This is a genomic window from Colwellia asteriadis, assembly GCF_039523295.1.
Classification (GTDB): Bacteria; Pseudomonadota; Gammaproteobacteria; order Enterobacterales; family Alteromonadaceae; genus Colwellia; species Colwellia asteriadis.
Genome location: NZ_BAAAFA010000006.1, coordinates 175,464 through 191,052, shown reverse-complemented (window position 1 = coordinate 191,052; position 15,589 = coordinate 175,464). Strand labels below are relative to the sequence as shown.

Below are 15,589 nucleotides of genomic sequence, written 5' to 3'. Positions count from 1 at the left end.
GCGCTTTGTGGCATGCTTAGCGTTATCCTAGTTTATTATAGTTATTTGCCTACATCTTATGACAACTTCTCAAAGTTCAACTTCTGAAAATAACACGATTGAAAGTACAAAAAGCCCTTTAATTTTAGTGGATGGATCGTCGTATTTATTCCGTGCTTATCACGTACCTTATTTACAAGCACTATCAACCGCAGATGGTCAACCGACAGGGGCAATTACTGGCGTATTGAACATGCTAGGTAGCTTAAAAAAAGATTACCCTAACGGTAATATCATTGTTATTTTTGACGCAAAAGGTAAAACTTTTCGCAATGATATGTATCCAGAATATAAAGCTAATCGTCCGCCGATGCCTGACGAGCTTCGTAGCCAAATTGCACCATTACATGAGATCATTACTGCGATGGGCTTACCGTTATTAGTGATCCCCGATGTTGAGGCTGATGATGTTATTGGTACCTTAGCTAAACAGGCTGATGAGCAAGGTATGGAAACCGTTATTTCAACGGGCGATAAAGATATGGCGCAGTTGGTTACGCCGCATGTGCGTTTAATAAATACCATGACCAATGTTGAAATGGACGTGGCAGGCGTTAGTGAAAAGTTTGGAGTACGCCCAGATCAAATCATTGATTACTTAGCCTTGATGGGCGACAAAGTTGATAATATTCCAGGTGTGGTGAAATGTGGTCCTAAAACGGCGGTTAAATGGCTAGCAGAGCACGGTACACTGGAAGGTGTTATAGCTAATGCTGATAAAGTGAAAGGTAAAATTGGTGAAAACTTACGTGAAGCACTTGAGCAATTACCGTTATCTTATCAATTAGCAACCATTAAGTGTGATGTTGAGCTTGAACAAAGCGCAGAGCAATTAGCCGCTAGCGAACCCGATGTTGAAGCATTAACTGCGCTATATCAAAAATTCGAACTAAAAAGGTTATTAGCCGATCTCACTAAAGGTAAAACTAGCGCTAACAATACCGAGGTTGTAAAAGCCGCCGCGCCAAAAAACAGCGCAAGTGAAGTTGAAGTTATTGCTGCTGAGGTCGGTGAGAGCCAATACGATATCATTTTAGACCAAGCGCTTTTTGAGCAGTGGTTAGATAAACTTAATAGCAGTATCGCCTTTGCGTTTGATACCGAAACCACCAGCGTTGATTATATGAAAGCTGAATTGGTAGGTTTATCGTTTGCGATTGAAGCCGGAAAAGCCGCTTACGTACCGTTAATGCATGATTATGCTGATGCTCCCGAGCAGTTAGACCGAGATTGGGTGTTAGCCCAGTTGAAGCCGTTACTTGAAAGCACTGAGATTAAAAAAATCGGCCAAAACTTAAAGTACGATGCCAACGTACTTAGTCAGTACAACATTGAAGTTAAAGGTATTGCGTTTGATACTATGATTGAGTCGTACTGTTATAATAGCGTTGCTACACGCCATAATATGGATGCGCTAGCGCTTAAATATTTAGGTTATAGCACAGTACACTTTGAAGATATTGCCGGTAAAGGCGCTAAGCAATTAACTTTTAACCAAATAGATATTGAAAAAGCGGGTCATTATGCCGCTGAAGATGCCGACATTACACTACGTTTACACCAAGCCATTTTCCCTGCCTTAGCGCAATCAGAAAAGCCATTAAGTGTATTTAACGACATAGAAATGCCATTACTGCCGGTATTAGCCCGTATGGAGCAAGGCGGCGTATTAATTGATAGTGATGTTTTAGACCAACAAAGCCATAGTTTAGGTCAGCGTTTAGATGAGCTTGAAATTGAAGCGCATAACTTAGCAGGTAAGAGCTTCAATTTAGGCTCACCTAAGCAACTTCAACAAATATTGTTTGAAGAATTAAAAATTCCGGTCATCAAAAAGACACCAAAAGGCGCACCTTCTACGGCAGAAGAAGTGTTACAAGAATTAGCGCTCGATTACCCATTACCGAAAGTCATATTAGAAAACCGAGGCTTAAGTAAATTAAAGTCTACCTATACTGATAAGCTCCCGCTAATGGTAAGCCCGAAAACAGGGCGTTTACATACATCATACCATCAAGCGGTAACGGCAACGGGTCGTTTATCTTCTACTGAGCCGAACCTGCAAAATATTCCAATTCGTAGTGAGCAAGGTCGTAAAATTCGCCAAGCATTTATTGCCCCCAAAGATCATAAAATTGTCGCTATAGATTACTCGCAAATAGAATTGCGCATTATGGCGCACTTATCTAACGATAAAGGTTTAGTGACTGCGTTTAGCGAAGGTAAAGATATTCATAAAGCAACCGCGGCTGAGATTTTTGCGGTTGAGCTTGATGAAGTAACCACAGATCAACGCCGTAGTGCTAAAGCAATTAACTTTGGTTTAATTTATGGTATGTCGGCCTTTGGTTTAGCTAAACAGCTTAATATTGGCCGTCAGCAAGCTCAAGAGTACCAAGACAAGTACTTCCAGCGCTATCCTGGTGTATTAACCTATATGGAAGACACTCGTCAACAAGCAACAGAGCAAGGCTATGTTGAAACTATTTTTGGTCGTCGTCTGTATTTACCTGATATTAATGCTAAAAATGGTATGCGTAAAAAAGCTGCAGAGCGTGCTGCGATTAATGCGCCAATGCAAGGTACGGCAGCCGATATTATCAAAAAGGCAATGTTAGCGGTTGATCAGTGGCTACTTGAGCAAAATGATGACCGAGTGAAAATGACTATGCAGGTACACGATGAATTAATTTTTGAAATTCATCAAGATATCGTTGAAGAAACGACACAAAAGCTCGTAGCGTTAATGAATAATGCCGTTGAACTGAGTGTGCCTCTTATTGCCGAATATGGCATTGGAGACAACTGGGATGAAGCGCACTAACGGCTAAATATTTCGCTGCTACTTACCACTATAGAGGAGTGTACTCTATTTCAGGTTGGTAGCAGCGAAATGTAGCGTTTTTGTCGATAAAGCGCTGAGTTTCTCCTGAGACTTTAAAGCGTTGTAACGCATCATTAAGATCTGTTTGTAATGATTGCCAATGTGGCCTTTTGGTACTTAACGCAAAAAACAACGGATGTTCAGCTAAACTAGGCTCCAACAATTTTAACTGTTGTAGCAAGTCGCGCTTTTCCGTATCAGAAAGTTTGCTAATAGTGACGCTATGATTAAACACTTTCCGATCACCTAAAATAAAATCAACACGCTTTGCTACCATCATCCTAACCAGCTGTAGCTCATCGACCGCTTCCACGACCGAAAAAATATGTGTATTGACCATATTATTTATTTCTACAGTGTAGTTATTGCCTCTAACGACCCCAACCACTTTATTATATAAAATGGTTAAATCATCAGCCTTTAAAGCGGCACTATCTTTATGAGTGATTAGCGAGAGGGTTCCGCCAGGAAAGGGGTCACTTAAAACAAGTGGATTGTTTGTAGTAACAGTCTCAGCGTTATTTGTTTTTCTATTATCATATTGAGGAAATACAATATCGACCAGCCCTTGTTCGGCAAGCATTTTTGAGCGTGCCCACGGGTAAAAGTTAATATTAACTTGATAACCTTTGCTAACTAGCAGTGCGGCTGCAAGCTTAAACACCCAACCTTTATTGCAATTACCTTCGCTAATATAAGGAGGCCAGCTAGTGGTTGCTAAATGAACCACTTTAGTAGAGCTTTTATTAAAGCGATAACCCTGTTTTGTTTTTTCACCAATAATAATGGTGGCTTTACCCGCTAAGGTGTACTCAATAGTGAGTGTGTTATCAATTGATTTTGCTATCGCCGAGAGGCTAGTTAGTATTAACAGTGATATAAACAACAAGGTTTTTAATAATATTTGTACTGACATTCACTTTCCTTAGGTAATACCAACATTATCATTGTTTTTAATTAAGCATTAGAATACTGTTCTTTATTACCTAACCAACGTTGAATTAATGGTTGCATATATTCAGAGTGTTGGCGTGATATTAAGTAAGCTTTTTGTTGAATTTCACTAATTAAGTAGCCATCGCGTACTAGGTCGGCAATTTTTAACTCGGCTAAGCCCGTTTGACGTGTGCCTAATAACTCACCAGGTCCGCGTATTTCCAAATCTTTTTCTGCAATGACAAAGCCATCATTACTCTCACGTAATACTGCTAATCGTTTAGTCGCGGTTTTTGACAATGGTGCTTTGTACATTAGCACACAATGTGATGCGACTGAGCCTCGACCAACACGACCGCGTAGTTGATGCAGTTGTGCTAAACCTAAGCGCTCTGGGTTTTCTATTACCATTAAGCTAGAGTTAGGTACATCAACGCCCACTTCTATTACGGTAGTGGCAATCAGTAAATCAATAGAGCCGGCTTTAAAACCGTCCATTATTTCTTGTTTTTCAATTGCTTTCATTCGCCCGTGCACTAAGCCTATGGTTAACTCAGGAAGCTGTTCTTTTAAATAAAGCGCAGTATCTTCAGCAGCTTGGCATTGTAAAACTTCGGACTCTTCAATTAAGGTACAAACCCAATAAGCTTGGCGATTGTCATTAATACAACCTTGTCTAATACGCTCAATCACATCATCACGGCGTGAGTCAGGCAGGGCTATGGTATTAATAGGGGTGCGCCCCGGTGGTAATTCATCAATTACTGAGGTATCAAGATCGGCATAAGCGGTCATCGCCAAGGTGCGTGGAATAGGAGTCGCTGTCATAATCAGTTGGTGCGGATATTTATTATCGAAGACACCTTTTTCACGTAGTGATAATCGTTGATGTACGCCAAACTTATGTTGTTCATCAATAATAATCAGCACTAAGTTTTTGAAGATAACATCAGCCTGAAATAAAGCGTGTGTACCTATCACCATTTGCATATCACCATTGGCAATATGCTCTAACGCTAATCGTCGTGCTTTTGCTTTGGTTTTACCTGCAAGCCAGCCTACTGAAATATTAAGCGGCTCGAACCACTTAGCAAAGTTTATTGCATGTTGCTCGGCTAGTATTTCGGTAGGTGCCATCAGCGCGACCTGATAACCTTCGCTAATCGCGGTTAACGAGGCTAATGCTGCCACTAAAGTTTTACCTGAGCCAACATCACCTTGCACTAAACGCATCATTGGGTGATGTTTAGCAAGGTCGGTTTTTATTTCGTCAACTACGCGTGCTTGTGCGTTAGTTGGTGCAAAAGGCAAAGAATCAAGAAAGGCTTGTTTAGTTTGTTCACTACCATGCAATGCGAGTGAATCATGAATATCACTGCTTTGTCTTAGTTTTTGCATACTCAAGTTGTGAGCGAGTAACTCTTCTTTAATTAAGCGTAGTTGCGCAGGGTGCTTACCTAATTCTAATTGCTCTACTGAAACATCTGGCGGCGGACGGTGAATAATCGCTAAGGCTTGGCTGAGGCTATATTGCTCTGAAAATAAACTCGGCGGTAGTAACTCTTCTACGCTGCCGCGCTGTAAGCGAATAAGTGCCTGTTCGGTTAATGCTCTTAGGGAGTGTTGTCTTAACCCATCGGTACTGGGGTAAACAGGCGTTAGCGTTTCTTCAACAGGGGTTAATTCACGGTCATCATCAAGAGATTTGTATTCTGGGTGAACAATTTGAAAGCCACGTGGACCGCGCTTAATTTCACCGTAACAGCGAATAGTACGACCAATCGCTAAGCTGTTTTTTTGACTGGCAGAAAAACTAAAAAAATTGAGTTGAATACTACCAGTGCCGTCATGCAAGGTAACCACCAGCATACGACGCTTACCTTGCGTAATTTGGTTGCCGGTGATTTCACCAATAATATTGGTGGAAACCCCAGGGATTAAATCACGTATTGTGGTAACTCGGGTTTTATCTTCATAACGCAATGGCAAATGGAACAGTAAATCTTGTACGCTAAGTAAGCCAATCTTTTCTAGTTTAGTCGCTAAGCTAGGTCCGACACCTTTTAATGTTGAAAGGGGGACTTGTGAGAGTTTACTTAGTGCCTCCATTGCCATGGCGTTACATTCCTAATGTTGATTAGATAGGCTTAATCGTCGAGATGTTGCCAGGCACTTTTGTTCATTTGCATTTTTTGCCACCAGTCATCATCAGCAACAATTTGACCTTGTTCGTCAATAACAGGGTAAGGTAAGCCTTTACGTTGACAAGCCTCGGCAAAGATAGGGTGCCCACCTTCAAATAAAATGCGTTGACGGCGCTCATTACTTAATCGTGGTTGATCATACATGCCCGCAGCAACACGTTGGCGCTGTGCTTCGTATAAAACTACCGAACAAGCCACCGATACGTTTAACGATTGCACCATGCCAACCATAGGAATAACAATGTCTTGGTCTGCTAATTCTAGTGCTTCTTTTGAGGTACCAAATTTCTCTTGCCCTAAAATAATCGCTGTTGGCTTGGTATAATCAATTTCGGTGAAATTAACCGCAGTATCTGACAAGTTAGTTACTAATACTTGCATGCCTTGGGCTTTTAACGCGGCAATGGCATCCGCTGTTTTATGGTAATTATGAACGTCAATCCAGTTTTGACTACCGGCCGCACTACCACCACGCACCTCAGCTTCTTCACTTTTCCATACTGCATGAACATCGCTAATACCAATGGCATCACAAGTACGTACAACCGCGGCTAAGTTATGAGATTTATGAAGACCTTCCATGCAGACTGTTAAATCTGGTTGGCGCTTGTCTAACATGGTATTTATGCGTGCTAATCTTTCTGGAGTCATGTTGGTTTATTCTTTTAAATAATATGATCTAATATAAAATCTTTATGAGCTACTTATACTTCGTCTGAGCGAGCCCAATAGGCAATATAAATGCTATTTAAGCAAAGCTTTCAAGCTGTAAGTTCATGGAGTTTATGTCGATAAGTGACTTGAACTCACAGCGTAGATAATGCAGCTTAAATAGTATTAATGAAGTCTATTTTTAGTTAACGCTAGGCAGTTCCATAATACCGTCAATTTCAATATCTACGGCTTTAGGTAATTTAGATACCTGAATTGCCGCTCTTGCTGGATAAGGCTTTTTGAAATAACGACTCATTATTTCATTAACTGTGGCAAAGTTATCTAAATCGGTCATGAAAATGTTCACTTTAACCATATCGTTAATGCTGCCACCTGCCGCTTCACATACTGCGACTAAGTTTTTAAATACTTGTTCAGCCTGCTCACTAAAGCCGCCTTCAATCACTTCCATTGTTTCAGGAATCAATGGGATTTGACCTGATAAATACACAGTGTTGCCTACTTTTACAGCTTGGCTGTATGTACCAATTGCGCTTGGAGCTTGCTCGGTATTAATAATGCTTTTCATACTTCTTCCTAATTCAATAATTATTTATTTCTGATGACGCGTTGTACGTCAACCATTACTTTAATTTTTCTAATAATATCAGCTAAGTGAATGCGATCGCGACAAGTTATTTCCATGTCTATTACATATAAACCGGCTTCTTTCTCGCCAGAATTTAAGCTGTGGACGTTAGAGCCACATTTAGCGACCACATTGGTTAGTAAGGCGAGTGCCCCTTGGTGATTAACAATTTCAACACGCAACTTAGCAATAAACTCTTTATTAATATCACTGTCCCATTTTACTGGGAATAAGCTCCCTTGTTCATGACCTTTGATATTACGACAGCCTTGTTGATGCACCATTAACCCTTTACCTGGGCTTAAGTAAGCTAAAATAGCGTCACCCGGAATAGGGCGACAACATTTGCCGTAACTAACGAGCATGCCTTCGGTACCTTTAATTGGCATTTTGGCGCGATTAGTGTCGGTATTGTCGTTATCTTCGGTAAACTCATCAGTTAAGCGGCGTGCAATACCAATGCTTAATGCGTTGCCTAAGCCGATATGGGTTAGTAGCTCATCAAAAGTGCTATAACCGCTTTGTTTTACAACTTCTGCAATTTTTTCTTGGCTAATATCTGCTAATTTAGACTTACCCAGCGCATGGCTCAACAAACGTAAACCTAAAGTATGCGATTCATCTTTTTCACGGCTACGCAGGTAGGTTCGTATTTGTAAACGTGCCTTAGCGGTTACCACAAAGTTTAGCCACGTTGCATTGGGTCTAGCTGCTTTTGAGGTAACAATTTCAATAGTTTGCCCTGAATCTATTGGTTTACTCATAGGGAAAGGTTTGCGATCAACCTTAACGCCCACACAAGAGTTACCAACATCAGTGTGCACCGCGTAAGCAAAATCAATTGCGGTAGCGCCCATTGGTAGTTCAATAATGCGACCGTCTGGGGTAAATACATAAATTTCTTCGGGAAATAAATCAGACTTAACGTTTTCAATGAATTCAAATGAGCTACCAGCACTTTGCTGTAATTCAAGTAAACTTTGCATCCAGCGACGGGCTTTCATTTGTGCAGTGGTATCGCTATTGTCGCCATCTTGTTTGTAAAGCCAATGCGCAGCAACCCCTTTATCAGCCATTTGATCCATATCTTGGGTACGAATTTGAATCTCAACAGGAATACCGTGCGGACCAATTAAAGAAGTATGTAGCGATTGATAACCATTGGTTTTTGGAATAGCAATATAGTCTTTAAAACGAGTTTCAATCGGTTTAAATAAGTTGTGCATTGCCCCTAATGCGCGGTAACAGTTATCAATTTTTTCATGAACAATAACGCGAAAGGCGTATATATCCATTACTTCGTTGAACATTAGCTCTTTATTGAGCATTTTACGGTAAATAGAATACAAGTGTTTTTCACGGCCTTGTACTTGTGCTTCAATTCCACTTTCTTCTAAGCGTGATAAGATTTCTTTTTGAATATTATCAACAATGGCTTTGCGGTTGCCGCGTGCGCTTTTTACTGCAGAGCCCAGTGCACGAGAGCGCATAGGGTAAAGTGCTTGAAAGCCTAATTGCTCTAATTCATTTTTTATATCGTGAATACCTAAGCGATTGGCAATGGGTGCATATATTTCTAAGGTTTCACGGGCTATACGGCGACGCTTGTCGGGTCTTAATGAACCCAAAGTGCGCATGTTGTGAGTACGGTCAGCGAGTTTAATTAAAATAACGCGAATGTCTTGCACCATGGCAAGTACCATTTTACGGAAGTTCTCCGCTTGCATTTCTTCTTTATTATCAAACTTAAGCTTGTCGAGTTTACTAACTCCTTCAACTAAGTCAGCAACGGTATCACCAAATAATGCCGCTAAATCTTCTTTAGTAACTTCAGTATCTTCAATAACATCATGAAGTAAAGCCGCCATTAAGGTTTCGTGATCAAGGTGCATTTTAGCTAAATTAATCGCGACGGCTACAGGGTGAGTAATATAAGGGTCACCACTTGAACGCATTTGGCCATCGTGGGCATCTCTAGCCACAATGTAGGCATGTTTAAGTAAATCAATTTGTACTTTTGATAGATAGGTTGAGCAGAGTTCTTTTAGGGGTTCAAATAAGTACATTGACTACTCCAAATAACTAAAAACGGGAGAATAAATACTAGAATACGCGGCATTTTTGCTAAATGCAAAGCAATAAAAAACGCGTAACCTTGCTTCTGATTGTAAGCAGAATAAGGTACGCGTTTTAATGGTTAAATAATAAACGGTTCAGTGAGAAGAGCGCGCTTAAATTTGACCTGGTTCGTCTTGTTGTTGACCACCAACAATTGCTGCTACTGCGTCTAATTCAGCATTATCTTGCTGAATGCGCTCTTTACGGTCAGAAGTGTTCATTACATCAGTAGTGATTAAGCCAGCTTCTATTTCACGCAAAGCAATTACCGTTGGCTTGTCGTTTTCAACTTCAACTAATGGATCTTTTCCGCCCGTAGCAATTTGACGAGCACGACGTGATGCAACTAGCACCAAATCAAAACGATTACCGACTTTTTCTACGGCATCTTCAACAGTTACGCGAGCCATTTGGTCACTCCAACTAATAAAATAAAACAACTTACAAAATAGCCGCATAGTTTACTTAGCGCTTGCTAATTAAGCAAGAAAAATTAACGCTGCGGTTATGTCATTGCAAATACTACTTGCTAATAAACTACGCGTCGCTTAACAGCTCTGCAAATAGTTGTGCGTGAGTTTGTGCTTGCTGACGGCATTTTAAACGCTGATTTAATACAATGGCGTTTAATTCGCTGACGGCTTGCTCAAAATTGTCATTAACAATAATGTAATCAAATTCTTGATAGTGAGAACATTCAGCTTGCGCTTGTGCCATGCGGCTGGCAATTACTTCTTCACTGTCTTGACCGCGATTACGTAAACGCTTTTCAAGCTCTTGTTTTGAGGGGGGGCTAATAAAAATAGTAGTCACTGAGGGTTTTTTCATGCGAACTTGCTGGGCACCTTGCCAGTCAATGTCTAAAAAAACATCAATGCCTTGCGCAAGTTGTGCATCAATAGCGACTTCAGAAGTGCCGTAGTAATTATCAAACACTTCAGCATATTCATAAAAGGCATTCTTGCTAATTTGTTTTTTGAACTCATTTACACTAACAAAATGATAATGTTCGCCATTATTTTCACCAGGACGAGGTGCGCGAGTAGTATGTGATACCGACACCTGCATTGGGCGTGTTGCAACCGAATTTTCTTGTGAAAGTAATGCCTTGATTAGGCTTGATTTACCAGCGCCGCTTGGTGCTGAAAGAATGAATAAGTTGCCTGGCACAGTCACAAGGTGCTCCTATAAGGTGTGTTGAATATTAAAAATAGCCAATAAAAAAGGCTGAACCTTATTTTACGCTATTCACGTAAAAAAAGCCCAGCCTGTTTTTATTGCAAAGTGTTAGTTATAAAACTTTTGCAATAGATTGCGCTAAGTAATCAACATTACTATTGGCAATACCAGCAATACTCATACGGCTTGAGCCGACCATGTATATGCTGTATTCGTCTTGTAGTTGTTGTACTTGCTCTGGGGTAATACCCAAGAAAGAGAACATACCGCTTTGACGAGCAATAAAGCTAAAGTCGCGCGTTACGCCATTTTCAATTAACTTATCAACTAATAGTTGGCGGTTACCGTTAATGCGGTCACGCATTTCTTTTAACTCGCTGTGCCATTCGTTACGTAACTCATCAGAGCTTAAAATGGTTTCTACAATAGCGGCACCGTGTGCTGGTGGCATAGAGTAAATAACACGAACGACAGAAAGTAATACTGAACTAGCAATATCTACGCTAAGGGCTGATTCGCCAATAATAGTACAAGCACCAATACGTTCACGGTATAAACCAAAGTTTTTAGAACATGAGCTACATACAATCATTTCGTTAACAGTTTCAGCCATTAAACGTAAGCCGTAAGCGTCTTCATCTAAACCGGTACCAAAACCTTGGTAAGCCATATCGATTAATGGTGTAAAACCAACACTTTTTGCTACTTCAGCAACTTGTTGCCATTGCACGTTGTTTAAATCCATACCGCTTGGGTTATGACAACAAGCGTGTAGTAATACTACGTCGTTGCTAGACACTTCTTTCAGTGCTGCTAACATACCGTCGAAGTCTAAGCCTTTGTTTTCGTAATCGTAATAAGGGTAAGTTTTAACTTGCAAGCCAGCCGCTTCAAATAAACCCGTATGATTTGCCCATGTTGGGTTACTTACCCAAACAGTAGCGCCTGCTTTACATGATTTAATAAATTCAGCAGCAACACGTAATGCGCCTGTACCACCTGGAGCTGACACAGTACGTGCACGGTTTTCAGTTAATACTTTATGATTTTGACCAAAAACTAAGTTAGCCATTTCAACATTAAATAGCTCAGAGCCTGTAGGGCCAATGTAAACTTTGGTGTCTTCGGTAGTTAGGCGGTGTTGCTCAGCTTTTTTTACACAATTAAGAATAGCAGTATGACCAGCTTCATTTTTGTATACGCCAACACCCAAATCGATTTTATTTGGGTTAGTGTCTTTTCTATATTTAGCCAATAATCCTAAAATTGGATCGGCAGGCAAAGCCTTTAAACTACCAAACATGACAGAAGTTTACCTTATGTTGTACGGGAAAAACTGAATAAAGCGTCATTGCTATTACTCGCAATACTTCCCAAATTTTAATCATTCAAGCATACCCTAAGCACAGGGCGAAATTAAAGCGATTTTTGTGGTATTTTCGCTAAATATTAAGACTAATTTTTACATTTTTTATTGATTGTTTTATAAGTCTTTGCCTAGTGACTAAAAGTTTTTAGTTAATGCAGCAATTAAACCGATAGCGCCACCAAACACGCCACCCCAAACAACCAACCAACCTAAGTGCTTTTTTATCATCGCTTGAATGATTTCTTTTACTAACTGGGGAGTTAGTTCGTTTAGGCGCTTATCAATAATGTCGCTCACTTTGTCACGCATACTGGCAATCATGTTGGGCTGCTCTAACTCTTCACGTAATAGTGTATTAAATTGCTCGCTTTGACTTATTTCTTGTATTGAGGCTTTCATTTTTTCAATAAAAGGCGCTTTCATAGGCTGTATTGCTTCACTGCCGCCAACCATGGCAAGCATTGGGCCAAATGACGATTGTTCAATAACTTCGACTAAGTTGTTAAATGCAGGTGTTAAATCAACTTTCTCAATAACAGGAGTTAAGTTTAATGGACTGGCTTTACCTGAACTGTTGGACAAGAAGCGATCGATATTATCTTCAGTAAAAAATTGCTCCATCATTAATTGTTTTATCGCCAGTTTGAATTCGTCAAAACGTGCCGGTATTACGCCAGAGCCATATAAAAAAGGCACTTTTTCAAAGAGCATGTGTATTGCTAACCAGTTAGTAATAGCGCCTGATAAGGCAAAAATACCCACGGTAAATATAATTGCTTGGTTGGTAAAGTACCCTAATAGCGTTACCGTTACGGCAATAATATTGGTAATAACACTTTTGTTCACGAATAAAACTCCAACTTAAATTTTTTAAACCGCTATGATAGCATTTAATTTTCTTGGCATATATTTGATGTTGATTATGAATAAACTGTTTTTATCTAAAGTTACTTTAGGGCTAGCGCTTACTGCAATAACACTTTTTGCAGCGATTAAGCCGGCTTATAGCACAGCAAGTAGTTTACCTAGTGAGCCCAATGAGAGTTTATGGCGGCAGTTAGACCCTAAAAATACGGTGCTACTGACGTTGCCGCACGGTAAAGTAGTTATTGAACTAGCACCACAATTTTCACCAAATCATGTAAAGCAGTTTAGCCAATTAGTGCAGCAAGGCTTTTATGATGGAACGGCTTTTTATCGTGTTATTGATGGTTTTGTCGCACAAGCAGGACCTAAAGACGGCAGTGTAAAAGATAAAGCAGTGACCACGTTAGCGATTGAGGGCGAATGGAGCATCGATAAAAATTGGTCATTTACGCCAGTGCAACAATCCGATTTATTTGCAGAGCAAACAGGTTTTAAAGCCGGTTTCGCATTGGCCACTCATCAAAACGAGCAAGGTGGTCAGGCATGGCTAACGCATTGTCCGGGAACCTTGGCAATGGCGCGTAGTAATGATCCCGACAGTGCCTCAAGTCATTTTTACTTTGTAATAGGGCAAGCGCCGCGTTATTTAGATCGCATTATGACGATTTTTGGTCGTGTGGTTTATGGTATGCAGCATATTCAAGCAATACAGCGTACCAGTGTAATAGAAGGCGAAAAGCCAATTAGCGCAGCACAACATACGGTGATCACTCAAATGCAATTAATGGCTGATGTACCAGCACAAGAGCAGTTAATTATTGAAGTGGAAAATACCGATAATAAAGCTTTTGCTAAACGTATTGCTCAGCGACGTGCTCGTGACAATGCCTTTTTTTATAAAAAGCCACCGCCAGTACTTGATGTTTGTCAGACACCAGTACGCAGTAGGCTCATTAAATAGTAAAAGCATGTCGCTATTTTTTTAATCACTACTTTATTAGCCATTTTTGAGTTGTATGCTAATTTTAGTGGTGATTTTGATAAAAAATAGATTTATCCATGGTTGCTCGCTTTTTAATAGAATAACTATAATAAAAAACTCGGGCTGCAATTAAATCCGTTTTAAATTGAATAAATTTTACCTCTGAAAGTTCAACAGCTCTTAGGTAGTTTATTTTTTTAAGGTGATTACTATTTTGACATACTCTTTCTTGATGTCGCCATATACGATTAACAAACCACTTCAAAATGTTAATATCTTTTTTATTACCTCTTTATTACTTTTGTTAATACCAATAAAGGCGCTTGCTAATAGCCATCCAAGCGGAGGGTTAAACTACTCGCAGCGCGCGCTAACTAATGCGGGTAATCCAGCCGCTGCGGCGTTAGTGATTGAGCGAAACGATCCTTACGTGATGACCGGAGGTATTATTGAGTTTGGTGCGGGTTTGGAATATGGCGATTTAGATGAGTTATTTGCAAAAATAGATGATATATCGTCGCAATTTTCACCAAGCGAAGATGAGGGTACCCCAGGATCTCCACCTAGCCCAGAAAACCCTATTAGAGATTACACATGGGAGGACTTGTTTCAAGCGTATCCTGAATTAGAGGACCGAATCGACGTTTTAGAAGATAAAGTGCTAACCACGGCAGGAGTTTTAGCATTAATTACTACCGAAGGTTACGGTAAAGCTGAAGCTATCGCAAATGCCAGTTTTGTCTTGAGCGATGATTTTTACGGTGGCAGTTTGCTATTTAGCACTGATTTTAAGGGTAATGCTAAAGCTGTAGGCATTTTTGAAGATATTAACTTTGATAGTGAACAAGCGAGAACGCAATTAAAGACTATACCCGACTTCAATGAAAGCGATCCAGTTCAAGCGCTTGACTTATCAGGAGGTATTACCCTTTTTTATAATCCGGCTAATCAAAAGGTGAAATTAAGCATCGATAATGACAGTTTACTACTGGTAAAAGCCACGACGGTTTTTCGAGCTTCACTAGCATACAGTGCTAAAGCATTATCTTCGGAAGATGGGAACTTATATTGGGGGGTAAAGCCTAACTTTTATCGTGTAGGTTTAACAAATGTGAGTACGCGATTAGGTGATGTTACTGATTCTGAAGCATTGTTTAATGACATTAAAGATGCCGACCTCATCTATGAAAACGGTTTTGATATTGACTTAGGGCTAGTGTGGGCGACAGATAATTACCAAGTCGGTGCATCTGTTACTAACCTCATTGAAAATACTTATGAATACCCTGAGCTGGAAGACGACTTCAACTCTTTACAAATTATACGTAAACTATCTAGCCATAAGTCTTTTACTATGCAGCGTCAAGTAAAGCTTGAAGCAGGTATTTATACTGATGACAGGCAGTGGAGCCTTAATGCTGAGCTTGATGCAAACCCTACTGTTGACCCGATGAAAGATAGATATCAATGGCTTACAATCACAGGCGGTTACGCAAATGATAGTTGGTGGTTACCTAGTGCGAGAATTGGTTTTAGCCGTAATTTAGCAGGGTCGCAGCTTTCTTACCTCAATGCGGGAGTAACAGTAATGAAATTTATCAATATTGATGTGGCAAGTACGCTAGATACTGTTACCCTTGATGGCGAAAAATGGATGCGTGGCGCACATATTCAGATAGGGTTTCAATTTGATTATTGATAGTGACAC

The 15,589-nt window shown here is 40.2% G+C and carries 12 protein-coding genes; 3 read left to right on the top strand and 9 right to left on the bottom strand.

Annotated features, from left to right (window positions below; genetic code table 11):
• The first annotated feature begins 58 nt into the window (after window positions 1-58).
• Window positions 59-2,863 (top strand): DNA polymerase I, encoded by a 2,805-nt coding sequence (gene polA, locus ABD005_RS10245; protein ID WP_343817329.1) that lies wholly within the window; start codon window positions 59-61, stop codon window positions 2,861-2,863.
• A 28-nt stretch (window positions 2,864-2,891) separates the two neighbouring features.
• Here the strand turns inward: polA and ABD005_RS10240 are convergent, their stop codons facing one another.
• From ABD005_RS10240 to ABD005_RS10200, 9 genes are all read right to left on the bottom strand, one after another.
• Window positions 2,892-3,839, bottom strand: coding sequence for a substrate-binding periplasmic protein (locus tag ABD005_RS10240; RefSeq protein ID WP_343817328.1), 948 nt, complete (start codon window positions 3,837-3,839; stop codon window positions 2,892-2,894).
• Window positions 3,840-3,880: 41 nt separating this feature from the next.
• Window positions 3,881-5,974, bottom strand: coding sequence for an ATP-dependent DNA helicase RecG (recG, locus tag ABD005_RS10235; RefSeq protein WP_215981267.1), 2,094 nt, complete (start codon window positions 5,972-5,974; stop codon window positions 3,881-3,883).
• A gap of 32 nt (window positions 5,975-6,006) precedes the next feature.
• Window positions 6,007-6,714, bottom strand: coding sequence for a tRNA (guanosine(18)-2'-O)-methyltransferase TrmH (gene trmH, locus ABD005_RS10230; protein ID WP_343817327.1), 708 nt, complete (start codon window positions 6,712-6,714; stop codon window positions 6,007-6,009).
• A gap of 202 nt (window positions 6,715-6,916) precedes the next feature.
• Window positions 6,917-7,306, bottom strand: a complete 390-nt coding sequence (locus ABD005_RS10225; protein WP_215981265.1) for a RidA family protein — start codon at window positions 7,304-7,306, stop codon at window positions 6,917-6,919.
• Window positions 7,307-7,326: 20 nt separating this feature from the next.
• Window positions 7,327-9,432, bottom strand: a complete 2,106-nt coding sequence (gene spoT, locus ABD005_RS10220) for a bifunctional GTP diphosphokinase/guanosine-3',5'-bis pyrophosphate 3'-pyrophosphohydrolase (RefSeq protein ID WP_215981264.1) — start codon at window positions 9,430-9,432, stop codon at window positions 7,327-7,329.
• 165 nt (window positions 9,433-9,597) lie between these two features.
• Window positions 9,598-9,894 (bottom strand): DNA-directed RNA polymerase subunit omega, encoded by a 297-nt coding sequence (gene rpoZ / locus ABD005_RS10215; RefSeq protein ID WP_343817326.1) that lies wholly within the window; start codon window positions 9,892-9,894, stop codon window positions 9,598-9,600.
• Window positions 9,895-10,021: 127 nt separating this feature from the next.
• Window positions 10,022-10,660: a guanylate kinase gene (gene gmk, locus ABD005_RS10210; RefSeq protein WP_215981262.1), complete on the bottom strand. Its 639-nt coding sequence runs from the start codon at window positions 10,658-10,660 to the stop codon at window positions 10,022-10,024.
• Window positions 10,661-10,775: 115 nt separating this feature from the next.
• Complete coding sequence (locus tag ABD005_RS10205; protein WP_343817325.1) at window positions 10,776-11,966, bottom strand: amino acid aminotransferase; 1,191 nt, start codon at window positions 11,964-11,966, stop codon at window positions 10,776-10,778.
• Window positions 11,967-12,167: 201 nt separating this feature from the next.
• A complete protein-coding gene (locus tag ABD005_RS10200; protein ID WP_343817324.1) occupies window positions 12,168-12,878 on the bottom strand; it encodes a DUF445 domain-containing protein in 711 nt (236 codons plus the stop codon).
• 76 nt (window positions 12,879-12,954) lie between these two features.
• Between ABD005_RS10200 and ABD005_RS10195 the strand changes: the two genes are divergently transcribed.
• Window positions 12,955-13,860, top strand: coding sequence for a peptidylprolyl isomerase (locus ABD005_RS10195; RefSeq protein WP_343817323.1), 906 nt, complete (start codon window positions 12,955-12,957; stop codon window positions 13,858-13,860).
• 235 nt (window positions 13,861-14,095) lie between these two features.
• Window positions 14,096-15,580, top strand: coding sequence for a conjugal transfer protein TraF (traF, locus tag ABD005_RS10190; RefSeq protein ID WP_343817322.1), 1,485 nt, complete (start codon window positions 14,096-14,098; stop codon window positions 15,578-15,580).
• Window positions 15,581-15,589 lie beyond the last annotated feature (9 nt).

Coding starts and splice junctions, on each gene's coding strand:
- recG (WP_215981267.1), bottom strand. CDS start 5,974: ATGGCAATGGAGGCACTAAGTAAACTCTCACAAGTCCCCCTTTCAACA.
- ABD005_RS10195 (WP_343817323.1), top strand. CDS start 12,955: ATGAATAAACTGTTTTTATCTAAAGTTACTTTAGGGCTAGCGCTTACT.
- ABD005_RS10205 (WP_343817325.1), bottom strand. CDS start 11,966: ATGTTTGGTAGTTTAAAGGCTTTGCCTGCCGATCCAATTTTAGGATTA.
- trmH (WP_343817327.1), bottom strand. CDS start 6,714: ATGACTCCAGAAAGATTAGCACGCATAAATACCATGTTAGACAAGCGC.
- ABD005_RS10240 (WP_343817328.1), bottom strand. CDS start 3,839: ATGTCAGTACAAATATTATTAAAAACCTTGTTGTTTATATCACTGTTA.
- rpoZ (WP_343817326.1), bottom strand. CDS start 9,894: ATGGCTCGCGTAACTGTTGAAGATGCCGTAGAAAAAGTCGGTAATCGT.
- polA (WP_343817329.1), top strand. CDS start 59: ATGACAACTTCTCAAAGTTCAACTTCTGAAAATAACACGATTGAAAGT.
- ABD005_RS10225 (WP_215981265.1), bottom strand. CDS start 7,306: ATGAAAAGCATTATTAATACCGAGCAAGCTCCAAGCGCAATTGGTACA.
- spoT (WP_215981264.1), bottom strand. CDS start 9,432: ATGTACTTATTTGAACCCCTAAAAGAACTCTGCTCAACCTATCTATCA.